Genomic DNA, 24,740 nt, shown 5'->3' on the forward strand with positions numbered 1-24,740 from the left:
CCGACGGCGGCACCGCATAAAAGATCAAGCGCGGTCAAACCCTCCCACGAGGTGCAGGTGAAGGTGGAACACCTCCTGGCCGCCGCCCTTCTCCACATTGAAAAACACACGGTATCCGGACTGGGCAGTCCCCTCTTTTTCGGCCAGTCCCCTGGCCACGGTCATCATCCGTCCGATAAGCGCTTCGTCACACGCCTCGATGTCGTTGATGCTCCGGATGTGCTTGCGGGGAATAATGAGAAGGTGCACCGGGGCCTTTGGGTTGATGTCCCGGATGGCGATCATGTCCTCGTCTTCGTAGATAAACTCCGAAGGAATCTCTTTGCCGATAATTTTACAGAAAATGCAGTCAGCAGCCACAGCCTCTCCTTTCTCGTTTCCATTAGGATCATGCCAAGATTAAAAAGTACACATGACGAATTTGAGGCAGAGTTTCGTTATGTATCATTATTCGCAAAAAACGGCCCTGCAGCGCCTGAAGGGCGCCGCCGCGCCGTTATGACAGGTCATCGTTCGTAAAACATATCCGCCCATGACCCGATGAGGTCATCGGCGGTGAGGGCCTCGTCCAGCTCCCTTAAAAAACGACTCCTGGGAATCTCTTCGGCACCGAATCGCAGGAGGTGATCTGTGGTCACCTGGCAGTCCACGAACCGGAACCCCTCCGCCTGCAGGAACCGCACAAGCCGGACAAAACAGACCTTGGACGCGTCTGATTTTCGGGAGAACATGGACTCCCCGAAAAAGCCCCGCCCCAGGGAAACACCGTAGAGCCCGCCCACCAGCTCATCCCCGTCCCAGGCTTCCACGGAATGGGCGTAGCCTTCGCGATGAAGGGCCAGGTAGGCCGCCTGCATCTCGTCAACGATCCAGGTCCCATCCTCATCCCCCCGGGGCACCGACGCGCAATTTGAAATCACCTCGGCAAAGGCACGGTCCATCGTGACCCGGTACCGTCCCCGCTTCAAGGTCTTGCGCAGGGAACGGTTCACCACGAGTTTTTCGGGATAAAGGACCAGCCTGGGGTCGGGAGACCACCAGAGAATGGGTTCACCGGGACAATACCAGGGGAAAATGCCCATGGAATAGGCAAGGATCAGGCGTGGCACCGTCAGGTCACCGTCCAGGGCCAGCAGCCCGTCCTCACGGGAAAACTCAGGGGGTGGAAAGGTCAACTGCTCGGACAATTGAAACAACGGCATGCATCGTCACCTTTACGCGTAGCTGAAGGTGAGCTCATCACGCCGGAACCCGATGGTCACGGTGCCGCCCTTGGACAATTTGCCGAACAGCAGCTCGTCTGCCAGCCGATCCTTGATGGTGGTCTGGATCAGGCGGCCCAGGGGCCTTGCCCCGTAATCGGGGTCATACCCCTTGACGGCGAGCCAGTTCCGCGCCTTGGGCGTCAACTTAAGCTGCACTTTTCGCTCGGCGAGCTGGCCTTTCATCTCGGTCATGAACTTGTCCACGATCATCTCCATCACCCTTTCAGACAAGGGGTTGAAGGTGATGATGGCGTCCAGGCGGTTGCGGAATTCAGGGCTGAAAATACGTTCGATGGCCGAACGCCCCTTGCCCTCGATCTCGCTGTCCGGGCTTCCGAAGCCGATGGTCTTGGTGCTCATCTCCCGGGCCCCTGCGTTGGAGCTCATGAGGATGATCACGTTGCGGAAATCGGCTTTCTTGCCGTTGTTGTCCGTCAGGGTGCCGTGGTCCATGACCTGAAGCAGGATGTTGATGAGGTCCGGATGGGCCTTTTCGATCTCGTCCATAAGCAGCACACAATGGGGGGTCTTGCGGATGCGCTCCGTAAGAAGCCCGCCCTGCTCAAAACCCACATACCCCGGAGGGGCCCCGATGAGCCTCGCCACGGCATGTTTTTCCATGTACTCGCTCATGTCAAAGCGCAAAAACTCCACGCCCAGGTTAAGGGCCAGCTGTTTGGCCACTTCGGTTTTCCCGACGCCGGTGGGGCCGGAAAAGAGAAAGGAGCCGATGGGCTTGTCCGGAATGGAGAGCCCGGCGCGGGAGCGCTTGATGGCGGTGATGAGACCGCCCAGGGCTTCATCCTGACCGAAAATGGCGTGTTTCATGCGTTTGTCGAGGGTCTTGAGGCGATCCCGATCGGATTTGGAGACGCTGCGTGCCGGAATCTTGGCGATAACGGCCACCACCTTCTCCATATCGGAGACACGCACCTTGTGGGTGGCGTCCGCCTCGTCGAGGCGCTTGATCACCCCGGCCTCGTCGATGACGTCGATGGCCTTGTCCGGGAGGTGGCGGTCGTTGATGTGCTTAAAGGAGAGATCGGCTGCAGCTTCAATGGCCGCGGGGGTATACTCCACCTGATGGTGGGCCTCGAACCGATCCTTGAGCCCGTTTAAGATCTCCACGGTCTCGGCCACGCTGGGTTCGCTGATATCGATTTTTTCGAACCGGCGGGACAGGGCCCGGTCTTTTTCAAAGTTGTTCTTGAACTCTTCATAGGTGGTGGAGCCCATGCAGCGCAGCTCTCCGTTGCCCAGGACCGGCTTGAGCATGTTGGAGGCGTCGATGGACCCGCTGCTGGTGGCCCCGGCCCCCACAACGGTGTGGATCTCATCGATATAGAGAATCACATTGGGAATGGCCTTCAGGGCTTCGATGACGCCCTTCATGCGCTTTTCAAAGTCTCCCCGGAACTTGGTGCCGGCAAGGACCGCAGGCAGGTCCAGGGAAAAAATACGCGTATCTTTCAAAGGCTCGGGCACCACACCGGAGGCCACCATCTGGCCGAGGCCTTCGGCAAGGGCGGTCTTTCCGACCCCGGGGTCCCCCACGAAGATGGGGTTGTTTTTCCGCCTGCGCAACAGAACCTGGATGATGCGCTGCATCTCCTTGGTCCGCCCGATGAGGGGGTCCAGGCGCCCGTCAAGGGCCCGCTCCACAAGATCGACGGTGTAGAGCTTCAGGGGATCAGTCTCTTCCTTGTCGTCACGGGCCTCACCGCCTTCGGAACCGGGCTGTCCGTCTCCGGCCGGTGTCTGCTTCTGCTCCTGTTCATGGGAGATATAGCGAAGCACGGAGAGTCGGGTCACCCCTTCGGTTTCCAGAAAATAGCTGGCGTGGGAGTCCCTCTCCTGGAAAATGGAGGCAATGACATCGCCCACCTCCACCTCTTTTTTCTCGGCAGAGCGCACATGGGATACGGCCCTTTGTATCACGCGCTGAAACCCTAAGGTCTGTTGGAGCACATAATCTTCGGAGCCTGCGAGTTTCTCGATCTTCTCCTGAAGGAAGGTGTCCACCTTGCTTTTGAGTTCAATGGTATCGCCGCCACAGCTTTCGATGATATCTATGCCTGTGGGATCATGGAGGATGGCAAACAGCACATGCTCTATGCAGACATATTCATGGCGTCGTTTTTTGGCTTCTCGAACTGCAAAGCCCAAGGTTGCGCTGAGTTCTCTGCTTATCATAGGTCGTTATTCTCCATAACGCTTCGCAAGGGGTAGCCGTTCTCCTCGGCCAGTTCATGGACGGTATCCACCTTGGTTTCAGCTACCTCGTACGTGTAAATACCGCACAATCCCTTGCCCTGGTGATGAACATGAAGCATGATCTCCGTCGCTTGTTCCTGCGATTTACGAAAAACCGTCATCAGGATATCCACCACAAAATCCATGGGAGTATAGTCATCGTTCACAAGGAAGACCCGGTACATGGGAGGCTCATTCAGCCTGGTGTCCCTGTCGACATCCAACTCTTCGTGCAGATCGGGATGATTCTCGGCCATTGGTCACTCATTCCCCCTGAAATCCTATGGTTAAAATTATAACACAGAACAAGGCAAAAAAGCATCGACGATCGCGAGGGCCAGGGGATCGGCTGAAGGGTAAAAATCCCCGCATACCTTTGCCCTTTAAGGGAATCATCGATGCTTCCGTTGAAAAAAACGGTCCAAAGGATCAGGACCTGCCACAGCATTTTTTGTATTTCTTGCCGCTTCCGCAGGGACACGGATCGTTTCGACCCACCTTACTGTCCGCGCTGCGCGCGGGCTGCTTTGCAGCGCCGCTGTCTGTGTGGGAGTACGAAAGGTTGGCCTGGGTCCGCTCCGGATTGACCTCTTCCACCTGCTCGGGTTCGGCGATCTGAATCCGGAAAAGGATGGCCACCACCTCCTCCTGAATCCTGTCGATCATGGCCTGGAACATCTCAAAACCCTCTTTCTTGTAGACGATCAGCGGGTTCTGCTGGGCATAGCCCCTGAGGCCGACGCCCTCCTTGAGGTGGTCCATGGAGAGGAGGTGGTCTTTCCAGTGGTTGTCCACGGTCTGGAGAATCACGTAACGCTCCAGCTGACGGAACTGATCTGTCCCGATGAGGGCCTCTTTGCCGTTCATGATGCCCATGGCATGCGCCAGGACCTCTTCGGCCAGCTTCTCCTTGGTCAGGCCGTTGCCGGAGGCATCCACGGTAAGGGTGGTGTTGAAGTGGCTCCCCATGAGCTGGGCAAAGGTCTCCCAGTCCCAGGATGCGGGAAGGGATTTTTCCACGGCGATGGCCGAGGCAATATCCCAGGAGATCCCCTCCACCATGCGCTCCACATCTTCATGGAGATCTCCGCCCCGCAACGCATCGCGTCGCTGACGGTAAATCACCTCGCGCTGTTTGTTCATCACGTCGTCATATTCGAGGATGTGCTTTCGAATATCGAAGTTATGGCCTTCCACTTTTCTCTGGGCGTTTTCAATGGCCCGGGAGATGAGCCGGTGTTCGATGGGCTCTCCGTCTTCGAGGCCGAGGCGCTCCATGATGGTGGTGATACGCTCCCCGCCGAAAATGCGCAGGAGGTCGTCCTCCAGGGAGAGGAAATAGCGGGAGAGACCCGGATCGCCCTGGCGACCGGAACGGCCCCTGAGCTGGTTGTCGATACGTCGGCTGTCGTGGCGTTCGGTGCCGAGGATATAGAGCCCCCCCAGCTCGGTGACGCCCTCACCGAGGACGATGTCCGTGCCTCGGCCGGCCATGTTGGTGGAGATGGTCACCGCCCCTTTCTGGCCCGCCATGGCAACGATTTCCGCTTCCTTGCCGTGGTGTTTGGCGTTGAGGACCTCGTGCTTGACGCCCTTCTTGCTCAGTTTCTTGCTGAGCTGCTCGGACATGTCGATGGAGATGGTGCCCACCAGAACGGGCTGCCCTTTTCTGTTGACGCTGATGATCTCTTCGATGACCGCATCGAATTTTTCTTTGCGGGTCTTGTAGATCACGTCCGGCATGTCCTTACGGAGCAGGGGTTTGTTGGTGGGAATCACCAGGCACTCGAGGCTGTAGATCTTCATGAACTCTTCGGCCTCGGTCATGGCCGTACCGGTCATGCCGCAGAGGGTGTCGTACATGCGGAAGTAGTTCTGGAAGGTTATGGACGCCAGGGTCTGGTTCTCGTTTTCAATGCGAACCTTCTCCTTGGCCTCCAGGGCCTGGTGAAGGCCTTCGCTGTAGCGACGCCCTTCCATGAGGCGGCCGGTGAACTCATCGACGATGACCACCTTGCCGTTTTTGACGATATAATCGGTGTCGCGCTTAAAGGCCACATGGGCCTTCAGGGCCTGATTCACGTGGTGAAGGATCTCGATGTTGGAGGGATCAAAAAGGTTCTCCACATTGAGCTTCTCTTCCGCCTTCTGAACCCCCTCCTCGGTGAGGGTCACGCTGCGGCTCTTCTCGTCCAGGGTGTAATCCACCTCGTTTTTAAACAGGGGCATGATGCTGTCCACCAGCCCGTAAAGCTGGGTGGACTGCTCGGCAGGGCCCGAAATGATAAGGGGCGTCCTGGCTTCGTCGATGAGGATACTGTCCACCTCATCCACAATGGCAAAATTGAGATCCCGCTGGACCAGCTGTTCCTTGGTGAACTTCATGTTGTCGCGGAGGTAATCAAAGCCGAATTCGTTGTTTGTGCCGTAGGTGATATCGGCGTTGTACGCGGCCTTTCTCTCGGCATCGTCCAGGCCGTGGACGATCTTGCCCACGGTGAGACCCATGAAGCTGTAGAGCTGCCCCATCCACTCGGCGTCTCGGCTGGCCAGGTAGTCGTTGACGGTGACCACGTGGACCCCTTTGCCGGTGAGGGCATTGAGATAGGCCGGAAGGGTGGCCACCAGGGTCTTGCCTTCCCCTGTTTTCATCTCGGCGATCATGCCGTTGTGAAGGGCCATGCCACCGATGAGCTGGCAATCGTAGTGCCGCATTTCGAGGACCCTGCATGAGGCTTCCCTGACGGCGGCAAAGGCTTCGGGAAGAAGATCGTCCAGGGACTCTCCGTCGGCATACCGCTGCTTGAAGGCGGGGGTCAACGCCTTGAGCGCTGCATCATCCAGTGCTTTGTATGTGGCCTCGAAGGCGTTGATCTGCTCAACCACCTGGGCAAGGCGCTTGACCACACGGTCATTCTTTGTTCCAAACAGACGGGTCAGTAATTTTATCAGCATCGGCTGCATTCCTCTCTCAGCGGGAAACCGTTTTCAATTTCACGATCATCAATTGATGGCCTTTCCACACGGACGGTTGCCATGTGTGGGACCGGGGGACGTCATGGGAGGCCCATGACGATGGGGGGACCTTCGGTGGCGGCTCACGTTGATCCTGTCAGCACGAGGGAAGCCCATGGACAGCCGGGATCCGGCATCCGCCACATAGTTGTACAAAACGGGGATAAAATCAAGGGAAAGGCGGTGGGGAACCCGGCAAAAAAAGTGAGCCCGGCGGGGATCTCGGTCAATCGAGGATATATTTCTCGGGATTAACTGGCATGCCGTTGAGATGCACCTCGTAATGCAGGTGGGGACCGGTGCTTCGCCCGGTATTTCCCATAAGGGCGATCTTGTCCCCACGCTTTACATGCTCCCCTTTTTTCTTCAAGGTTTTGGAGAGATGTCCGTAGCGCGTCAGCATGCCATGCCCATGGTCCAGGGAGACCATGATGCCCATGGAGCCGCGGGCCCCGGCGTAGGTCACCACCCCGTCGGCAGGCGCATAAATGGGGGTACCCACATGATTGGCGATGTCGTAGCCTTTGTGAAACCTCTTCTTGCCGGAGAAAGGAGAGACCCGAGGCCCGAACCGCGATGAAATCCAGCCCGTGGTGGGGCTGATGGAAGGCGTGGACTCCAGGATGGAGCGCTTTTCATCCAAAATATCGTACAACGAGGTGAAACGCCCCAGTTCCTCTTCGGCGGCCAGGCTCGTCTCCTGGATCTGCTCGGCCATTTCACGGACCAGGGCCTCGCCCTGTTCATGAATAATCAGGTTTGTATCGATGTCCCGGGGTGTTGCACCACCCACACCAAAAAGGCTGTCCCCCTTGGAGGGGCTGCCCAGGTTGGCGATGACGCGGATTTTTTTCTCGAAGTCGTAGAGAGCCATGAGGTTCCCCTTGAGCCCGTTGATCTCCCGGGCAAGGGCCACAAGCTGCTCTTCTCTGGCCTTGAGCTCGGCGTCCTTGCGCTCCATGGAGAGGGAAAAGGCGTCGACGGATTTCTGGTGGCGAAATGAGGCCCACTGGGAATAAAGGACAACGGAGAGCGTTGAGGAGAGTGCCGTAAGAAGGACGAGAAAGACAAGGATACCCCGTCCGGTCAAGGCAAGCTGGCGGAAGGGTTTCTTTCCGGAACCGACTATATAAAAGGTATAGCTGTGTTTCATAGACTCCACGGTGTCAACAGCCAGAAGCGAAACAAAACGCCCTGGAATAGAGATACTCTGGCAGGCCGAAGCCCTTGCGGCAAGATGTGCAGGGAGAGCGCACACCATTGTTATCAGGCTAATTTGCTACCATGGAGAGGTTCGGCTGTCAAGCATGGCGGACGGAAAAGCCGGACCGAGCCCCCCCTTTCCGTCCGCCGGAACGGCTTGTCCGGGCAAATCGTTTATTTCGTATATCATATGTTTTCAGGAACTTTATCCAAAGGCACCCACCGCAGGCTACCGAAGCAAATCGGGCAGCCACATCACAAGGCCCGGCACAAAGGTAATAAGAAACAATACCGCCAGCTGAATGAGGAGAAAAGGCATCACCGCCCGGGACACAAACACCAGACCCCGGTTTGCAATGGAACCGGTGATAAAAAGGCTCACCCCCATGGGTGGCGTGCAGTACCCGATGGCCAGATTCACGGTAAGAATCAGGCCGAAGTGCATGGGGTCCACCCCAAAATGCGGAAGCATGGGAATCAGGACCGGCCCCAGGATCAGGGTGGCAGAGATGATATCCATGAACATCCCGGTCACCAGCAGAAGCAGGTTCATCAACAGGAGAAATCCCCACCCCGATGAGACCGTCATCATCACCCCTTCTGTGATGCGTCCCGGTATGTTTTCAAAGGTGAGATAACGCCCGAAGCAGGTGGCCCCGGCCACAATGATCAGCAGGGTTGCCGAGGTCACGGCAGAACTGACGGTGATCTGCTTCAGCTCAGCAAGGTTCATGGACCGGTGAATGAAAAGCTCCACGGAAAATGCGTAGACACAGGCCACCACCGCCGCTTCATTGGCCGTGAAGATCCCGGAAAAGATACCGCCGAATATGATCACCGGAAGCATAAGGGCCCAGAAGCCCTCCCTGAGCGCACCCAGCACCTCCCTGGTATGGGGAACGGCACGCCGCTCCACCCGCCCGCCGCGACGGTGCAGGATCCCGGTGTAGAGACAGATCCCCCCCACAATAAGTACCCCGGGGACAAAGCCTGTGAGAAACAAGCCTTCCAGGGAGACATTGCTGATCATGCTGTACAAGATCATCCCGATACTCGGAGGGATAATCACCCCAAGATTGGGAGAGGTGGCCATGAGCCCCACCGTGTACGACTCATCGTAGCCGTGATCCATGAGGGCCGGAACCATGAAACCACCGATGGCCACCACCGTCGCCACCGTGGAACCCGAGATGGCCCCAAACAAAGCGCAGGCCACCACCCCGGCCATGCCGAGCCCTCCCGGAAGCCAGCCCACCAGCACATCGGCCACCCGGATCAGCTTGGAGACAATGCTTCCGGCCGTCATGATGTTTCCGCAGAGAATAAAAAAAAGGACCACCACCAGGGCAAAGTTGTCCAGGCTTTTAAAGAGGGTCTGCACAAGAAGGAGCACGGGCAGGTCTGTGAACAGGAGAAACCCTGCCGCCGCTGTAAAAAAGAGCGAAATTGCCACGGGAATATATGCAGCCATGCACCCCAGGAGAACAGAGAGGATGATCAGTTCGTTACTCCCCATGGTCACCTCCGGTCTCCCCTTCCCGGGGTCCCTTGAAAAGAGTCAGGGCCTGGGCGCAGGCACGAAGCCCCATGAGCCCGCCGGAAAGGGGAAGGATCCCGTAAAGCCAGGCCATGGGGATCTGCATGATAATGGTTTTCTGTCCGGTTCGGGCCTGAAGCCCCACCATCTTGGCCCCGTGCACAATAAGCACCCCGGCAAACACGAGGACGGCTGCGTATGAAAAGAGCAACAACGGTTTCTTAATCCGGGGAAAAAACTGAACAAGGGCGTCGATGCGTACCATGGCCCCGTTTTTCACGGCCCGGCTGCACCCAACAAAGGTGGTGTAAACGATGACCAGCCTGACCAGCTCTTCGGACCAGGCCAGGGAGTGGTTGAAACCATAGCGCAGGAACACGCTTGCAAAAAGCGCCCAAAGGGCCGCCATAACGGTAAGAAAGAGGGTCCACTCCTCAAAGGAGGTTACCACGCGGTCGATTTTATTCCACAAGGCAGTCATTACATATCCAAGCAAAGGGCTTAAGGGCTAAGGGCTAAGGGCTAAGGGCTAAGGGCTAAGGGCTAAGGGCTAAGGGCTAAGGGCTAAGGGCTAAGGGAAAAAACCAAAGCCCTGAGACCGGGTCAAGGGTTAGTTGGTGGTGTAGCCCAGGTGGTTTCGGACCTCGGAGAGGTAATCCTCCGAACGATAGGTATCCCCGTCGCCCAGGCGGTTGATCTCCTCTTTCCATGCCTGGTGCACGGAATCGCCCTTCTTCTGGAGAAGCGCCATCTCCGCTTCAGGCAAGGTATAAAACGTCACCCCCTTTGCCCTGGCATCGGCAATCTGAGCTTCTTCCTGGGCACGGGTCTCTTCCCGGATCTCAGCGCACACCTCGTGAACCACTTCGATGAAGGTGGCGCGGAGGTCCTCGGGCAGGCTCTCCAGCCAGGCGGAGTTGAACACCCAGATAAACAGCCCCTGGGCGTAATTGACCTGGGTATAGTGCTTGGCCACCTCGAATTTTTTAGTGATATTGCACACCATGGGGGTATGGTCCAGCCCGGTGATCACCCCCTGCTTGAGGGACACGGGCACATCCGGCCAGGGCATCACCACAGGGTTCAGGCCCCAGGCGTCGTACAGGGATTTGTTCACGCCGGCTTCGGCGATGCGAAACTTCACCTTTCCGGCCTCGGCAAGCTGCGTCACGGGGGTGGTGGTGGCCCAGCCGTAGCTTCCGTAGCCGGTGATGTCCAGCCCCGTGATGCCCTGATGGGCCATGGCACGCATGAAATGATCAAAGAGGGGCCCGCTTTTGATGAACCGGTCCAGCTTGTCAAAGCTGTTCACCAAAAAAGGAAGGTTGACCAGCCCGAACCGCGGCCCTAAGTTTGTGGCGGCCACCGAACTCACGGCCATTCCCTGGATGGCGCCCATCTGAAGCTGCCCCAGGACCTCTACCTCCCCCCCCAGAACCGAAAGGGGCCGGTAGTCGAAGTAGATCTTTCCCCCGGTCCGCTCCCACAGGGCGTCACGAATGGCAAACCCGGCGTAGACGCCCTTCATGACGGGATGGGAGACATTGGATACAATGCAGCGGTATGTGGCCGTGGACGGGTCGAACCCGGGCTTCCATTGCTCCAGGGGCGAAGCTGCCTTGGTTGCCGCAGCCTTTTCCGGGACAGCCTTCTTCCCGCCCCCGTTGTCCCCACTGCACCCCACCAGCACAAGCACCCCAAAGAGTGCTGCCATTACCGTCCACCCCAGATCCATTGCCTTCATTCTCTTCCCCACGCTCATTCTCCTTCGCTTTCCTGTATCGTGATTGCGCCCAAACAGGCTCATGACCACCGTCCACTTTATGACCGCCGGTCATTCACAGGCACAAAAAAGACAGGCGTTGCCGGCAAAAGGATCAAATCCCTCTGCCCCGCCTGTCTCGTTTTATGGATTGTCGATGTGCAGCACCAGCGTACGGATGGCCGTGCGCAGATCCTCTTTGTCGATGCTGTTGGAGCCCAACAGGATCTGGATGAGGAACCCTTCAAAAAGGGCGGTAACAATGCCGCCCAGTTTCTTCGACGGGTAAACAGGCGCCCTGCGATGGGGGGCCACGATATCTGCAAACAGATCGCTGGAGAGGCGGTAAAAACTCTTGTTGAGCTCTTTTCTCACCTCTTCGTTGCCCGATGCGTGGATGGTGAACTCAAGGAAAACCCGTGCCCATTTGCCGTCGTCAAGGATCTGTTCAAGAAAATCGATGATGACCCCGATGACATCGTCCATGCTGGACGCCTGGTTCAGGGAATCCACGCGGCGTGACCTGTAGAGCCGGTACTTCTCTTCCATGATACTCAGGAAGAGATCGTCTTTGCTCTTCCAGTACCTGTAAAAGTTCCCCTTGGCATAGCCCGCGTGCTCGGTGATTTCAGAGATGGTGGTCGTGTTGAACCCCTTTTCCCCGAAAAAATGAATCGCCGAGGCCCTGAGCTCGTCATGGGTCTCCATGGATTTTTCCTGCTGTCGTCGCGCCATCTCACCACCTGTCCGTTCTTCTGGAAAACCGGCACACAAAATCGGTTCATTTTCTGACCGCCGGTCACATTTCGCTGATTATGAAAGACAGCTACCTGCCTGTCAACGAAAAAGAGGACAATCCGGCGCATCGCCCTTGGAATCGAGGGCCGCCACGCTACAGAAGCCCGGCCCGTTCATCCAGGCCAGCCATGATGTTCATATTCTGAACGGCCTGCCCGGACGCCCCCTTGAGGAGGTTGTCGATGGCAGACATGACCACCAGGCGACCGCCGCGGGCATCGGATGCAAGGCCGATATCGCAGAAGTTCGTGTGCTGAACATGAAGGATATCGGGCACCCTGCCCTTCTCGCGCAGCCGGACAAAAGGACTCGCCTCGTAGGTTTCGGCAAGGACCTTTCGGGCATCCTCTTCGGTTTTGCCGTCTTCAAGGGTGCAGTAGATGGTGGACAGCATGCCCCGGGTGGCGGGGATCAGGTGCGGGATAAAGGTGATCTCCACCTCGTCCCCGTGTGCTGCGGAAAGCACCTCTTCGATTTCAGGCCTGTGGCGGTGTCCGTCAACCTTGTAAGCTTTGAACGATTCGTTGGCCTCGCAGAAATGGGACCCGAGGGAGAGGCCCCGGCCCGCCCCGCTCACCCCGGACTTGGAATCGGAAATGATCCCTTCGGCGCGGATGATACCGGCTTTCAGCAGCGGCACAAGGGCCAGCAGAATCGTTGTGGGGTAGCACCCGGGGTTTCCCACAACACGCGCGTCACGGATCTGATCCCGGTAGAGTTCGCACAGGCCGTAGACCGCCTGCTCGGAGAGTTCGGGGGCAGTATGGGGCTGGTACCAGGCTTCGTAATCCGCCACATTGCGGAACCTGAAGTCTGCGGAGAGGTCCACCACGCGAACCCCGCCCTCCAGGAGACCGGGCACGATGTCCATGGAAATTTTATGGGGAAGCGCGGTAAAGGCGATGTCCACCCGGTCGCAGAAGGTTTCGAGGTCAAACGCTTCACAAACCAGCTCGCACCGCCCGGAAAGGGAGGGGTATACGTCGCTGATGGGACTTCCTTCGTATTGACGTGACGTAATAACGGTGAGCTCCACATCCGGGTGAGCCGAAAGCATACGCACCAGCTCGGCTCCGGTGTATCCCGTGGCCCCGATAATTCCTGCCTTTATCATAAAAATCGCCTCCAAACTGTCGGTAATGGGTATCCCTGTCGTTTTATTTCGTGTTCCTTATACCCCCTGCCCCGCATTTTTTCAACAGACCGTTTGGTCTTGATATGGCTTCTCCTGAAGCCTTGAACGCGCCTGGAAAACCCATTTTACAGGGATGAATCGCTCGTGGGCATTTCCATCATATCGTGTTGACAATACATCCTTTTACCTATATCATTTGTCACTAAAGCTTGATACTGCACGTGATCTCCGCAAGTCACCGGGTCTTCACCGCACCATGATCCGGTACTCAACAGTATTCCACTTCAGCTCAACTCGTTATATCTCTGACTTACGATGTTTTTCAGCCGGTATTGGTACGGCTTGTCGTTTTCAAGGACCCTAAATTTGGTGGCATCGCAAAAGGTTATTCCCTAACCGAAAGAACGCTACACGACAAGAGCCGCCTTTCCGAGATACCGTGGGGTTTGCCACAAAAGGCGCTTTCGGCAATACCTTTTTACGATTACATCATCGTTGCGCATACCAAACATCCCGCGTGTGCCTGATTACCTGATCGACACCGATCGTCGGACATCGGGCCATTCCGGTATCAGGTGCGTATCACCCCAAATCACTTCAACGCATGCCCCGCCCTCAAGGAGGAACCCATGAACCAGGCTTTTACCGACATGATGAAAGGCTTTGACGTATGGAAGAGTTGGGATATGTCAAAGAACATGGAGATGTTCAACACGTCCGATGCCGCACGCATGGGAGTCCGATTCATTGACTTCCAGAAAAGTGCATTCAACACCACCTTCGACACCATGCTGAAGATGCAGGAACAGTCGCAGAAGGTCACCACGGCGTTCATGGCGGGTAACAAGGGAATCCCCGATTCCGGTCGCGCTTTCCTGGATGAGTGGCAGGCCCAGCTCACCAGCAACCAGAACGAGTTCCGAAAGTACGTCACCGATCACTACGATCGGCTCATCGACATGTTGCAGCCCAAAGATGAAAAGTAACGACTTGGAGGCCATGTTTTCAAGCTTTTCACAGACTCAAAGGCGCTACCGAACCGGCAGCGCCTTTTGTGTTTTCCAACGGTCACCCGATACTTGCGCACAACGCCAACCCCACAACCAAAGGATCCTCCCATGAACCCTCTGAACCTGATGCAGCAGATCATCCAGTTCCAGAAAACCCTGACAGACAACAGTTTCCGATCCATGAACCTTCTTATAGAACACGGCGAGCGGCTCCAGTACGCCTGGCTCAACAGCGTCTCCGTACTGCACGGCCCCGCACAGGAGACGGCAGCCCTCTGGCTGGATGCGAGCAAAACCTCCCGGGCCTGTTGGCATTCGGCCGCCAACGCCGTCTTTGCGCCCTTCAGCCCGTGGGAAATCTCCTGAAGCTTTCCTTTGCGTTATCCGCCTGATAAGGCTACACTCTCCATTTTCAGACAAACGACCCCACGATTCACGAGGCCACCATGACATGCCGTCCACACGTTAGCGCTCTCATCCTCCTGCTGATCTGCATTTTGTGCCTACCCGCACCGGCCGTTGCGGAACGGGCCGGGCTCACGATCACAGCGGTGGGTGACATCATGCCGTCGAGTTCGTTTCCGGGCCCCAAATACCTCTCCACGATCCCCGACGAGGTCTTCGCCACCACCTTTGCCCGGATCCTGGGGGATGCGGATGTCCGCTTCGGAAACCTCGAAGGCACCATGGCCGGGGACGCGCCCTGCCTCAAGGCCTGTAAAAACTCAACCACGTGTTACGCCTTCAACATTCCCTTCGGGTATGCCGACATACTGAAGCGCGGAGGGTTCAACCTGTTCAGCCTTGCCAACAACCACATCAGCGATTTCGGGGAGCCGGGCCGCAGGCGCACGGTTGCGCGGCTCGGGGAAAGCGGGATTGCCTGTGCCGGAACCCTGGAAAAGCCCTGGGACATTCTCTACGCCAACGGACTGTACATCGGCTTTGCAGCCTTTGCCCCCCACAAAGGGGTGGCGGACCTTCTGGACAAAGATGCCGCGGTCAGGCGCGTCCGAACCCTCAGCAGCATCTGTGACATGGTCATTGTCTCCATGCATGGCGGGGCCGAGGGAAAGGGAGCAGAGCATGTGCCCCGCACGGCGGAGACCTACCTCGGGGAAAACCGGGGTGATCTCCATGGATTTGCCCATGACGTGGTGGACGCGGGCGCCGATCTCGTCATCGGCCACGGGCCCCATGTGGTCCGCGGCATGGAGATCTACAAAGGGCGTCTCATCGCCTACAGCCTCGGGAATTTTTTTACCTGGGCACGCTTTAATCTGGAAGGCCCCAAGGGCCTGGCCCCTGTCCTCAATGTCTCCCTCGCGCCCGATGGCCGGTTTGTGGAAGGTCGCATCCACTCCCTGCGACAGCCTTACAAAAGCCTGCCCGTTAACGACCCATCCCACGGGGCGGCCAGGGAGGCGGCACGCCTCTCCCTGGAAGATTTTCCGGAAAGCCCCCTTCACATCTCGGATCAAGGCGTCTTGTCGGTACGTGACAAGGGCTGAAAAACAAAAAACGGCAGCCCTTACAAACCAGGGCTGCCGTCAGTTATCTGTATCATGCCTTCCCCATGCCTTGCGGGCTCGGGGCACGGCCCGCATTAGTGATGGTCGCAGGCATCTCCGTGACCGCCACACACATCAATGGGCATGAACTCTTTGAGTTCTCCCTTCTCCAGCTTGGCGAGGTTCTCCCGCACCGTCCCCTCCACGGCTTTATAAACAGGTACCGCCTTGTGCTTCAGTTTTCCGAGGGCGCTGCCACCGATGCCCCCCACCACCACCGCATCCACGGAACGCCCGCCCAGGGCCTTCAGGGGCTGGCACTTGCCGTGCTGATGGTCCAGGTCCTGGTTCAGCACCTTTTCACAGGTTTCGGTCTCCGTATCAACAATCACGAAAAAATTTGCTGATCCGAAATGGTTGTATACAGGGCTCTCAAGTTCGTCGAATTTTTCTGTCGGGAACGCGATCTTCATGGGAACAAACTCTCCTTTGACGTCTGTGGTCGGGCTCAAAAACGATGAATGCAACGGCTGGCGTTGCGTCAAAGCGGCGCTGAAGCGTTTGGTGCCTGTGGCGCCCCATCATAAAACAGTCAAAGAAATATAGGGATCGAATCTGCCGTTGTCAACGGGAAGGGAACACAGTGAGAAAGGAGGGACCGGGCTCCCTACGCCGCGGAGAGCAGCGTTAATGCCAGGGAGCCCGAGGGTGAAAAATAGTCTCTTGATCATGTAAGGTCTGACATCGGGAATTATCGATTTCTTGTGAGGTGGGATAGGGTTCCTGGATTCGCCTTGTCAGATGAGGCGTCCGAACCGAAGGTAACACAATCTTTAGCAGATTCATCGGGAATGTGTTAACCGTAAAAACACGGTAAAAATACGGTAATCCATACCGTGTTGATCACATCTGCATTAGATAAACCTTCAAGTTCACCCCGCTTTTCTTAAGCCCCAATTTTTCCCGAATACTGTCCCGGTAGGCATCGATGGTTCTGGGGGAGAGGTTGAGCAGGTCGGCGATCTCCTTTGTGGTCTTTCCGCTGCGCACAAGCTGGGCGGTCTGGATTTCGGCCGGGGTCAACCGAAAATAGCCGGCATTGATGTTCCGCGCAAAGGGAGAAAGGATGTCCTCGATGTTCTTCCCCAGCATCTCCACAAGGTTCTCTTGGGCCTTTGTCAGATGGGTCCCTTTGAGCCTTTCGATGTAGGGTAAAATCAAGTCATCCACATTTCTCATCATGTTTTCCTGGATCTCACTCATGTTTTCATCGCTCTTGCTCAACATCTGTTTCAAGGAAATGTTGGCCTCGGACAGCTTTTCACCGGACTCTTTGAGTTCCCTCTCCTTCTCTTTGAGTGCCGCTTCCTTGGCCCTGCGGTCCGTCACCTCGTTTTTCAGCACCCGGTTCACCATCTGGAGTTTTTCGGCCTGGTCCTTCAGGCTTTCATACAGCCGGGTGTTCTCCATGGCCCCGGCCATCTGAGAGGCAAGGGTTTTTAAGACGCGCAGGCGCCGCCCGTCAAAAAGGTGGTCCAGGGTCCGGTTTTCAAGGTAGAGGATACCGCATTGCCGGGATTGAACCATGGACGGAATGCAGATGGCACTGCCGCACCCAAAGTCATCAAAGTAGGGATCATAAACCACGGGGGTCTCACCGTGGTTGTACTGAATCAGGCTGCCGGTCCGGGCCACGTAATGGATCATCGCCACCGGCAACCGGGTCTCCTCGGAAAGAACGGAAGACCCGCAAAGGGAGACCTCCTCCGCACCAAACCCCTTCCACGCCTCCAGCCGAACCTGGCCGTCATCCGTGCGGCAAACCGCCCCGGCCTCGGCCCCGCCGTACTCAAGGGCTGTGTCAACAAGCTTTCTGACGAGCCGGTCGTAATTTCGTTCCGTGGACAGGGCCTCAAAGGCCCTGGAGAGCCCCTCCAGATCGAGAACCCCCTCACTTGAACAGCACGCCTCGCCGGAATACCCCCTGCGGGGCAACCACCGATTCTTCCCGGCCATGGAGGGGAGGCGCCAGAGCACCTGCTCGTAGTCTGTCTCCAGTTTGCGGGCTTTGGCCTCGGCCCCCCAGAACCGCCAGAGGTTCACCGCATCGGTGAGGCACACTCTTGCCAGGCGCTTCCTCCCCATTTGCAGATAGCAGGCACCGGCCCTTTCCGAGGCATACGCCTCGTGGAACGTGAAGTTGTTTTTCTTGGCCTTTTCAGCGGCCAGTTCAAAATGAAAAACCGCCTTCTGGACATTCTTCCGGGCCAGGAATCGTTCTCCCCGCACCATGTCATGGAGATGAGCGAAGTTACACGGCGCATCCACCGCCGCTTTGCCCAGTTTTTTCTCGATATCCCGGACCAGTTTCATCCATCCGTTCTGCCGGAATGGGAGCCCCCCTCCGCCGTGCCGCGCGCAGATCGCCGCGGCAAAGGCCGAAAAGACCGGAATGGTGTACGTGCTGGTCACCATGTCGATGAGGGCTGCATACCGACCCACATGATGCAGGGCCAGGGCGTCGTCCCCAAAGAGAAAAGCCAGGAGGCCTTTGGTGATATGGTAGTTCAGTGCGGCGATATGGTCGTTGGGCATGTCACCCCCGCGGGGGCGTTCATCATCGGTAAAGAAAGGCCCGGAAAATGATACGGGCTGGGCTTTGGCATCCGTGAGATTGGCCACGGTCTGCTGAAGGTTACGGACGGTCCCTGTAAAGGGAAGCCTGAGGCGCTCCATCTCCTCCCCGTAGGTCACCATGTCCCGTGCCAGCTGGTGCAGGTCGTCGGAGCCGAAAAAGCGGGTGTAAAACCATGCGGAGACAGCCCCTCCCGCATACTCTGTGTCCCCTTCGGCCAAAGACTGCTCATAGGCACGCAGGTACACCGGAAACAGGTCCTGAATGGGCTCTTTCCAGTGCTGGACAAGGCAGACCGTCAGGGACAGGGTCTTGCCCCGGACCCCGGATCGCTCCTCTTTTTCCAGGAGCGAAAGGGCGTTGTAGGCATGGGCCGTTCCCTTCTCCACCTTGTTGTCGACCCGAAGGCAGATAAACCCGTAGGCGGCCAGGAGAAACGGCGTGTGTTTGGAACGGCCGTGCTTCAAGCTGTAGCGCAGGGCCGTGAAGATAATCAGCGGAGACAGCTCGCTTCCGGAGAGATAGGCAGCCATGGTGGCCGAAAAGAAAAGCTCCATGATGGAAAGATGCTCGGCATCCGTCATCACAGGAACCTGTTCGAGCCCCTTTCGCCCCAGTCGCGCCAGGGAACTGCGAATGCGCAGGAGCCCGGCCAGCTGGTGCAGCCGGGAGGCCCTCTCGGGCAAGCGAAAGCCGAACCGGCCCAACGCTTCCCTTGAAAAGGCAATGGCACCCGTCAGGTCGTTGGCGGCAATGGCTCCGCGTATTCGCATGCGCCAGACATTCACGCAGTCCCAGTCGTTTCTCGCCTCTTTCTCCACGGTGGCCACATGGGCCTCCATGACCGCATACTCCCCCAGGGCATACGCGGCTTCGGCAGCGGCCGAGGTCATCTCCAGGCTCAGGGAGTACTCCCGCTCCCACCCGTCTTCCCCCAGGAACCTGAGCCCGCACCGAAAGCACTCCAGGGCCTGGCCGAAAGAGGAGGTCTCCATGGCCTGCTTGCCGGCATCGAGGTTCAACAGGACCAGCTCCTTGCGGTAGCTCTCCCGTATTGGCACCGACCCCGAGGCATTGAACTGGTAGACAATATCGAAAAGGTAGGGACCGGGACGATGCTTGAGCCCCTCATAGATATGCATTCCGGCGCTGAAGTGGGCCAGTTCCCGCTGACCTTGCGTCATGCGCTCATAGGCGGCTTTTTGCACCAGGTCGTGGGCAAAACAGTATCCCTCCCGGGTACGCACCAGGATTTTTTTATCGCAAAGGAGCTCAAGGCCTTGCCTGACCTTCTCTTCCGAGCGCTGAACCACCATGGCAAGGAGTTCGGGAACGACCTTGTGCCCCAGCAGGGAGGCCGACTCCACAAGCCGCCTCATCTGCATGTCCAGGCCGTCCACCCTCTCGGATATCCACTGGGCCGCCGAGGTACACATGGGAAGGGCCTCGAGCTTTTGCTGGTTCCAGTGCCAGGTCTCCCCCTCGGGACCGTGGGCCCTGACCAGCTCGCCGCCGGAAAGAATCCGTTCGAGAAAGGCGTTCACATGATAAGGAATGCCGCCGGTCTTGGCATACACCAGCTCGGCCAAAGGGGCGATCCTCTTTCTGTCCTCGCCGAGGCACATGGAAAGAAAGGTCTCCACAGCAAGGCTGTCCAGCCCCTGGATGGGCATCACATCCACGATGCCCTCTTTCTTCATGGTCGAAGCCTGGAAAAACGATTCCACCAGAACGCTTTTGCTCTCACTGGTTCGAAAGGCGGCAAGCAGCCCCACCTTCTCCCCGGAGATACCTGTCAGCAGGTTGAGAAAGAGGCGGGAGTCTTCATCGGCCCACTGGATATCATCGATGAACAGGATAAGGGGGCGTCCCATCTGCCTGAACACCCGGAAAAAGTTGGCCATGGCCATGTGGATGACGTTGGCCTTGGCCGATGATTCCAGGTCCAAGGTGGCGTCGCCCTGTTCCGTATCCAGAAGCAGGGAGAAATCGGGCACCATGGACAACAGGACAGCCACCCCGTCCCCCATGAGGCGCTTGATGACCTTTCGCCACTCCCGAAGCTTGGCGTCCGGCTCCCCCAGCAGGGTGCTCACCACCTGCTGCAGTGCACCGACAAAGGCGGCACCGGGCCTCTCCACACTCTGATCAAATTTGCCGGAGGCCACGATCACTTCGGGGTGATGCTGGCGGGCATACCGGCAAAGCCACTCGGCCAGGGCTGTTTTACCGCATCCAGCCGCCCCGGAGAGCACCATCACCCCGGGCCGTTCAAAGGCAGCGGCACCGGCTTCGGCGATGCCCTTGACCCATTGCGCCAGCTCCCGCTTCTCGTCATCCCTGCCGCAGAGCACCGCCTCACCATGGGGCAGAGAGGGCCGCAGGCTGAGGTAGTCGGCCGACTCACCGGTTCGCATGCCCGCCTCTATGGCCTCGATAAGGGCCTCGGCAGAGGGAACACGCCCTTCCGGGTTTCGATTCATCAGGCTCATGATGATTTCATCGAGCCACCGGGGAATCTCAAAGCAGAGCGTGCAGGGCCGCGCGGGTGTCAGGGCCACCCGGGAATGAATCATCCCCCCCACGGTCTCCATGTCAAAGGGAAGGCGACCGGTGAAGGCCTCGTACATCACCACGCCCAGAGAGTAAAGATCGCTGCGGTGATCCGGTTCCCCTTCCCTGGCGACGGTAAGTTCAGGGGCACTGTACGCAAGGGCCGTGAGCAGGTGATCCACCTCCTGGAACTCGTCGTCCCGGATCACCCCGGGCTCGTTGTTGAACCCGCCCAGCTGAACCCGACCCGTATCCTGGTTAACGATGATGTGTGAAGGGCTGATGTGACCGTGAACCACGCCTGCCTGATGACAGTATGCAAGGGTTCGTGAGAAGTCGAGGAACCAAGAGATGAGAACCTCACGACCTGGAAGTCCCGTGTCGTAAAGTTTTCTGAGGGGCTCGCCGTCGATGTCTTCCAGGATAAGGGTCAGCCCAAGGGACGTCTGCTTCAGTCCAAAGGTCTTGATGATCCCGGGGTGAGACAATTCCCTCAGCATGGCGTATTCATGCTTGACCATCTCCACCTCGGACTCCCCGGGGCGTTCACGCTTCAACACCTTTAAAATGACTTTTCGGCTGTGCGCCGTGCTCCATGCCCTGTAGTACCCGGACACCCGATCCTGAAAAACCAACTCCGGCTGAACAAATTCGTCGATAACAGCCATGCGCCCCCTCCATCTCCGCGGCAGCCTGAGAACCCGCCAACGGACGCGCACCAACCCACCAGTCATCGTCTTCCCCGGCATCGTCTCCACAAGGCATGCCGAGCACCTCCCTGAAAGGCCATCGACACCCCCACCCACGTTCGCAAACGATATCATCGGCGATTGAACGTTTTATCCACCGGTATCATCGTCGGTTCTACCCATCACATCGCCGGAAGTCAATACAGATCACAAGGAACGGCAAGGAGGAAAAAGGGAAGGCAACGGGCTGCAGCCCATCGCCATGGCGGAGGGAAAAAGGCCCGGTATCCTGGCGACACCGGGCCCGCAATGGGGTGGGGATCAGCCGGCCACCGTGGGTCGTCCGGCAAAGAGCTGCTCCACGGCCGCTTCATAGGCTGCAAGATCGGTGAGGCGGCGCAAGGGTTTGAAGAGACGATCGCCGTTTTCAAAGGCGTCCTTGAAATAGACCCAGAAGGCTTTCATGACGTTGGTCACATGCCCGGGCCCGTCGAGCCGTTCCACCTGGCGGGCGTAGATGGCGTCATGGAATGTCTTGAGCAGGCTCAGTTTCGTTTCGTCATCAAACCGCTCGCCCTTGATCTCAGCCGGGAGAAAGGGATTGGAGATCACCCAGCGCCCGATCATCCAGTCCGAGATGGTGGGAAATCGCTTTGACAGCGCCGTGAACCGATCAAGGGACCACAGGTCTCCGTTGTAGATCACGCGATGCCTGATCTCGGGGAGCACGGACTCGAAGAAATCAAGATCCGGGTCCCCCTTGTACATCTGCACACCGGTGCGGGGATGGACCGTGAGGTCTTCCAGGGGATACCGGTTGTAAATTTCGATGAGGGTGTGGAACTCGTCCCGGGTGTGACGCCCCAGCCGGGTCTTGACGGAGAGGCGCCCTTTCATGCCGCTCACCAAACGCTCCAGCAGGGCATCCAGTTCATCAGGAAAACAGAGGATCCCCGAACCCTTTTTCTTTTTGGCCACCATTTTATAGGGGCACCCGAGGTTCAGGTTCACAACGGGATGGCCAAGGTCGTAGAGACGGTTGGCAAGCAGCACGATATCATCGGCCACACTGCCCATTACCTGGGGGATCACGGGCATCTTTGTGTTGAGTTCCGGCAAGACGTCGTTCCACTCCCGGTCCTTGGCGCGCCCTTCGGGAAGCGCAGAGATAAAGGGAGAGACGGCAACGTCGATGCCGGAAAAAATCTCGGCATACACGTCCCGGAAGAGCAGCTCGGTGTAGCCCTGCATGGGGGCCAGCCAAAGTCGATGTGTCATGATCTCACCATAAAAAAAGTGACCGTTGCTGCATAGAGCGCGGTCACGAGATATGTGTTGCCGATGCGGGCCAGGGGCCCGCAGCCGGATATGGAATACATCTGTTCTTTTTTGTAACTATTCAGCTCAAACAAGCCTCCGGCGGCCCTGCCGGGGGCCAAACGTTTAAAACGTTTGACAAACAGCTCTTAAGCAAGCCGTTCCAGGCTCCGCCGAAATAATGTCCACTTTTTCACATTAGAAACGTTTTTTGCGGAGCTTTTTTTCAAAAAAGCGACCCGCCGGAGGCAAGCTGAATAGTTACTGTTTTTTCCTACCTGATATGCACATGCATGGTGGTGGCCGCGGTAAAAATCCCCAACAGGATACTTACTGCGGTCACACTCCCGCACAGAAGGGCCAGGAACTTGTCTCTCTGGGACTCCCACTTGCGCTCAAGGTAGCCAAGGGCCCAGGCCAGGCCCGCCCCTGCGATAATGCCGCCGCCGTGGGCCCAGTTGTTGATCCCCGGCACGATAAACCCGAAAAGGGCAAGGCTCACCACCCACCCGCTCACCTGGCGGTAGACGGCGTTGCCGTAGGCCCCTCCCCGGTTCTTGCCAAAGTAAAGAGCCGCCCCCACCAGGGCACAGACAGCCCCTGAAGCCCCGATGGTCAAATCCACCCCGGCCAGATACGACACGAGATAGCTCAGGGTCCCGCCCAGCGTAAAAATGATCACCAGACGATAGGTGCCGAACTCACGCATGACAAAGGGCGCAAGGTTCCGAAAGGCGAGCATGTTGAACACAATGTGCAAAATGCTGCCATGGAGCCAGTTGGCCGCCACAAGGGACCACCAGTACCCAAGTCCGTTGATGGGTGCCACCCCCGAGGCCCCCAGAAACAGCAGGGTTTCATTGGACGGAGAAAAAAAGCTCAAGGGGTTGCCCGTCAAGCCCACGCTCTCCCCCCTCAACACGCTGACCACAAGGGAGGCCACATACATCACGACATTAATCCCGATGATTACCTTAAAGATAAGGTCTGGATCGGACATACCGCGGACCATGGCGTTGTTCTTGAGCCCCGAACCGGGCTTGCGGATTCCGCAGTAAGGACACGACGGCTCGTCGTTGCTGATCAGGCGCCTGCAGTTCGGACAAAGCAGGGATGTTCGGGAAGGTTTTCTGGTCATGGGGCCTCATTGGATAAATGGATACGAAAGAGAACACGCCAACCGACGTGGAGGGACGGCTACGGAAGCTCAGGAACACAGCTACGGAAGATTTCCGTGGGCTTGTGCTTGCACGGCACCCATCATAAAAGATCCGCGCCTCAGCTTCAATAAAAACCGAAACGGGCCATGGCAAAGGACCGCAGGGACCGGAGCCCCGTTATGAACCGGTCAAAAAAAAGCCGCCCGGAACACCGGATGCGCATCCGACACGCCTCCAGACGGCTTGGAAACAATTCACTTCCTGAAGGTAAGGACCGGATCCGCGGGCAGGGCCAGCCCGACACTCACTTCAAGGGTCTTGAGGATGGCTGCGGGCACGGGACAGGAGACATGGGGAAGATGCGCCGTACAGAGGGTAATCACCTTGGATTGTCCTTTGGCAAACAACTCGTTCATGACATCCAGGGGCTCGTCCCCCAGGGCCTCGGCCACCTTTTTCAGATTCGGACACCCTGTTTCAAGGGTACAGACCGCCTTGTATTTATCCGTCGGGTCGGCCGTGATTACCGTCTTGAACCCACACACACCTGCAAACACTTCCATTTCCGTCATGAGACACCCTTTCTAACAAGGGGGACGCCTCGAAAGGCTCCCCAAAAAACATAATACGCCAGACAAAAACAAGCCCATGGCACCCCCATGGCCGCCCCTTACCATAAAGACAGGCAGCCGGAGCCCATATCAAACGCCAAGAGTATAGGACGATTCACAATCAAACACAAACCAGAAAAAATCGAGCAACCCAACCCCGCGCAGCCCCCTTGCTTCCCCCGCTTACACAGGCCCCTCATTGACACGCGGAAGAGCGTTACTGTATAAACGTCCTTTGCCCATGCCACGCCTTACTGGGTTCGATGGTAAAAGCAATCTGTGCCAC

19 protein-coding genes are annotated in these 24,740 nt (G+C 57.5%); 3 read left to right on the forward strand and 16 right to left on the reverse strand.

What is annotated here, in order from left to right:
- Positions 1 to 24: 24 nt before the first annotated feature.
- From ACOYW0_RS25300 to argC, 11 genes are all read right to left on the reverse strand, one after another.
- Entirely contained in the window at positions 25 to 360 is a 336-nt protein-coding gene (locus ACOYW0_RS25300; RefSeq protein WP_482416466.1) for a histidine triad nucleotide-binding protein, read from the reverse strand.
- Between the two features lie 146 nt (positions 361 to 506).
- Complete coding sequence (aat, locus tag ACOYW0_RS25305; RefSeq protein WP_482416467.1) at positions 507 to 1,202, reverse strand: leucyl/phenylalanyl-tRNA--protein transferase; 696 nt, start codon at positions 1,200 to 1,202, stop codon at positions 507 to 509.
- Between the two features lie 12 nt (positions 1,203 to 1,214).
- Positions 1,215 to 3,458 (reverse strand): ATP-dependent Clp protease ATP-binding subunit ClpA, encoded by a 2,244-nt coding sequence (clpA, locus tag ACOYW0_RS25310; RefSeq protein WP_482416468.1) that lies wholly within the window; start codon positions 3,456 to 3,458, stop codon positions 1,215 to 1,217.
- Positions 3,455 to 3,775, reverse strand: coding sequence for an ATP-dependent Clp protease adapter ClpS (gene clpS / locus ACOYW0_RS25315; protein ID WP_180146447.1), 321 nt, complete (start codon positions 3,773 to 3,775; stop codon positions 3,455 to 3,457). Before clpS ends, clpA begins: the two co-directional genes overlap by 4 nt.
- A 172-nt stretch (positions 3,776 to 3,947) precedes the next feature.
- Positions 3,948 to 6,473, reverse strand: a complete 2,526-nt coding sequence (gene secA, locus ACOYW0_RS25320; RefSeq protein ID WP_482416469.1) for a preprotein translocase subunit SecA — start codon at positions 6,471 to 6,473, stop codon at positions 3,948 to 3,950.
- 286 nt (positions 6,474 to 6,759) lie between these two features.
- Positions 6,760 to 7,686 carry a M23 family metallopeptidase gene (locus ACOYW0_RS25325; RefSeq protein ID WP_482416470.1) on the reverse strand — a complete coding sequence of 309 codons (927 nt, stop codon included), beginning with the start codon at positions 7,684 to 7,686 and terminating at the stop codon, positions 6,760 to 6,762.
- Between the two features lie 279 nt (positions 7,687 to 7,965).
- Positions 7,966 to 9,252: a TRAP transporter large permease gene (locus ACOYW0_RS25330; RefSeq protein ID WP_482416471.1), complete on the reverse strand. Its 1,287-nt coding sequence runs from the start codon at positions 9,250 to 9,252 to the stop codon at positions 7,966 to 7,968.
- The gene (locus tag ACOYW0_RS25335; RefSeq protein WP_482416472.1) at positions 9,242 to 9,754 is read right to left on the reverse strand and encodes a TRAP transporter small permease; all 513 of its coding nucleotides are present in this window, start codon (positions 9,752 to 9,754) and stop codon (positions 9,242 to 9,244) included. Before ACOYW0_RS25335 ends, ACOYW0_RS25330 begins: the two co-directional genes overlap by 11 nt.
- A gap of 129 nt (positions 9,755 to 9,883) precedes the next feature.
- Positions 9,884 to 11,017 carry a TRAP transporter substrate-binding protein gene (locus ACOYW0_RS25340; RefSeq protein WP_482416473.1) on the reverse strand — a complete coding sequence of 378 codons (1,134 nt, stop codon included), beginning with the start codon at positions 11,015 to 11,017 and terminating at the stop codon, positions 9,884 to 9,886.
- A 162-nt stretch (positions 11,018 to 11,179) separates the two neighbouring features.
- On the reverse strand, positions 11,180 to 11,770 hold the full coding sequence (locus ACOYW0_RS25345; RefSeq protein ID WP_482416474.1) for a TetR/AcrR family transcriptional regulator: 591 nt from the start codon (positions 11,768 to 11,770) through the stop codon (positions 11,180 to 11,182).
- A gap of 157 nt (positions 11,771 to 11,927) precedes the next feature.
- Entirely contained in the window at positions 11,928 to 12,947 is a 1,020-nt protein-coding gene (argC, locus tag ACOYW0_RS25350; RefSeq protein WP_482416475.1) for an N-acetyl-gamma-glutamyl-phosphate reductase, read from the reverse strand.
- 650 nt (positions 12,948 to 13,597) lie between these two features.
- Between argC and ACOYW0_RS25355 the strand changes: the two genes are divergently transcribed.
- The 3 genes from ACOYW0_RS25355 (at position 13,598) to ACOYW0_RS25365 (ending at position 15,489) form a co-directional block, all read left to right on the forward strand.
- Positions 13,598 to 13,954, forward strand: coding sequence for a hypothetical protein (locus ACOYW0_RS25355; protein WP_180146430.1), 357 nt, complete (start codon positions 13,598 to 13,600; stop codon positions 13,952 to 13,954).
- A 132-nt stretch (positions 13,955 to 14,086) separates the two neighbouring features.
- Positions 14,087 to 14,344 (forward strand): hypothetical protein, encoded by a 258-nt coding sequence (locus ACOYW0_RS25360; protein WP_482416476.1) that lies wholly within the window; start codon positions 14,087 to 14,089, stop codon positions 14,342 to 14,344.
- An 80-nt stretch (positions 14,345 to 14,424) separates the two neighbouring features.
- Positions 14,425 to 15,489 (forward strand): CapA family protein, encoded by a 1,065-nt coding sequence (locus tag ACOYW0_RS25365; protein WP_482416477.1) that lies wholly within the window; start codon positions 14,425 to 14,427, stop codon positions 15,487 to 15,489.
- A gap of 95 nt (positions 15,490 to 15,584) precedes the next feature.
- On the opposite strand, the gene ACOYW0_RS25370 is transcribed toward ACOYW0_RS25365, so the two are convergent.
- The 5 genes from ACOYW0_RS25370 to ACOYW0_RS25390 all read right to left on the reverse strand — a co-directional run bounded on the left by ACOYW0_RS25370 (position 15,585) and on the right by ACOYW0_RS25390 (position 24,415).
- The gene (locus ACOYW0_RS25370) at positions 15,585 to 15,962 is read right to left on the reverse strand and encodes a NifB/NifX family molybdenum-iron cluster-binding protein (protein ID WP_482416478.1); all 378 of its coding nucleotides are present in this window, start codon (positions 15,960 to 15,962) and stop codon (positions 15,585 to 15,587) included.
- A 430-nt stretch (positions 15,963 to 16,392) separates the two neighbouring features.
- A complete protein-coding gene (locus tag ACOYW0_RS25375) occupies positions 16,393 to 21,345 on the reverse strand; it encodes a protein kinase domain-containing protein (RefSeq protein ID WP_482416479.1) in 4,953 nt (1,650 codons plus the stop codon).
- A 342-nt stretch (positions 21,346 to 21,687) separates the two neighbouring features.
- Positions 21,688 to 22,644 (reverse strand): tRNA dihydrouridine synthase, encoded by a 957-nt coding sequence (locus ACOYW0_RS25380; RefSeq protein WP_482416480.1) that lies wholly within the window; start codon positions 22,642 to 22,644, stop codon positions 21,688 to 21,690.
- A gap of 313 nt (positions 22,645 to 22,957) precedes the next feature.
- The gene (locus tag ACOYW0_RS25385; RefSeq protein WP_482416481.1) at positions 22,958 to 23,821 is read right to left on the reverse strand and encodes a rhomboid family intramembrane serine protease; all 864 of its coding nucleotides are present in this window, start codon (positions 23,819 to 23,821) and stop codon (positions 22,958 to 22,960) included.
- A gap of 276 nt (positions 23,822 to 24,097) precedes the next feature.
- Positions 24,098 to 24,415 (reverse strand): DUF6951 family protein, encoded by a 318-nt coding sequence (locus ACOYW0_RS25390; RefSeq protein ID WP_482416482.1) that lies wholly within the window; start codon positions 24,413 to 24,415, stop codon positions 24,098 to 24,100.
- Positions 24,416 to 24,740: the final 325 nt, after the last annotated feature.

The sequence above is a fragment of the Desulfoluna sp. HI9BLuna genome (genome assembly GCF_056829775.1).

What these genes read in the sequence shown, in the direction of transcription:
- aat (WP_482416467.1), bottom strand. Translation starts at nt 1,202, where the DNA reads ATGCCGTTGTTTCAATTGTCCGAGCAGTTGACCTTTCCACCCCCTGAG.
- clpA (WP_482416468.1), bottom strand. Translation starts at nt 3,458, where the DNA reads ATGATAAGCAGAGAACTCAGCGCAACCTTGGGCTTTGCAGTTCGAGAA.
- clpS (WP_180146447.1), bottom strand. Translation starts at nt 3,775, where the DNA reads ATGGCCGAGAATCATCCCGATCTGCACGAAGAGTTGGATGTCGACAGG.
- secA (WP_482416469.1), bottom strand. Translation starts at nt 6,473, where the DNA reads ATGCTGATAAAATTACTGACCCGTCTGTTTGGAACAAAGAATGACCGT.
- ACOYW0_RS25325 (WP_482416470.1), bottom strand. Translation starts at nt 7,686, where the DNA reads ATGAAACACAGCTATACCTTTTATATAGTCGGTTCCGGAAAGAAACCC.
- ACOYW0_RS25330 (WP_482416471.1), bottom strand. Translation starts at nt 9,252, where the DNA reads ATGGGGAGTAACGAACTGATCATCCTCTCTGTTCTCCTGGGGTGCATG.
- ACOYW0_RS25335 (WP_482416472.1), bottom strand. Translation starts at nt 9,754, where the DNA reads ATGACTGCCTTGTGGAATAAAATCGACCGCGTGGTAACCTCCTTTGAG.
- ACOYW0_RS25340 (WP_482416473.1), bottom strand. Translation starts at nt 11,017, where the DNA reads ATGAAGGCAATGGATCTGGGGTGGACGGTAATGGCAGCACTCTTTGGG.
- ACOYW0_RS25345 (WP_482416474.1), bottom strand. Translation starts at nt 11,770, where the DNA reads ATGGCGCGACGACAGCAGGAAAAATCCATGGAGACCCATGACGAGCTC.
- argC (WP_482416475.1), bottom strand. Translation starts at nt 12,947, where the DNA reads ATGATAAAGGCAGGAATTATCGGGGCCACGGGATACACCGGAGCCGAG.
- ACOYW0_RS25355 (WP_180146430.1), top strand. Translation starts at nt 13,598, where the DNA reads ATGAACCAGGCTTTTACCGACATGATGAAAGGCTTTGACGTATGGAAG.
- ACOYW0_RS25360 (WP_482416476.1), top strand. Translation starts at nt 14,087, where the DNA reads ATGAACCCTCTGAACCTGATGCAGCAGATCATCCAGTTCCAGAAAACC.
- ACOYW0_RS25365 (WP_482416477.1), top strand. Translation starts at nt 14,425, where the DNA reads ATGACATGCCGTCCACACGTTAGCGCTCTCATCCTCCTGCTGATCTGC.
- ACOYW0_RS25370 (WP_482416478.1), bottom strand. Translation starts at nt 15,962, where the DNA reads ATGAAGATCGCGTTCCCGACAGAAAAATTCGACGAACTTGAGAGCCCT.
- ACOYW0_RS25375 (WP_482416479.1), bottom strand. Translation starts at nt 21,345, where the DNA reads ATGGCTGTTATCGACGAATTTGTTCAGCCGGAGTTGGTTTTTCAGGAT.
- ACOYW0_RS25380 (WP_482416480.1), bottom strand. Translation starts at nt 22,644, where the DNA reads ATGACACATCGACTTTGGCTGGCCCCCATGCAGGGCTACACCGAGCTG.
- ACOYW0_RS25385 (WP_482416481.1), bottom strand. Translation starts at nt 23,821, where the DNA reads ATGACCAGAAAACCTTCCCGAACATCCCTGCTTTGTCCGAACTGCAGG.
- ACOYW0_RS25390 (WP_482416482.1), bottom strand. Translation starts at nt 24,415, where the DNA reads ATGACGGAAATGGAAGTGTTTGCAGGTGTGTGTGGGTTCAAGACGGTA.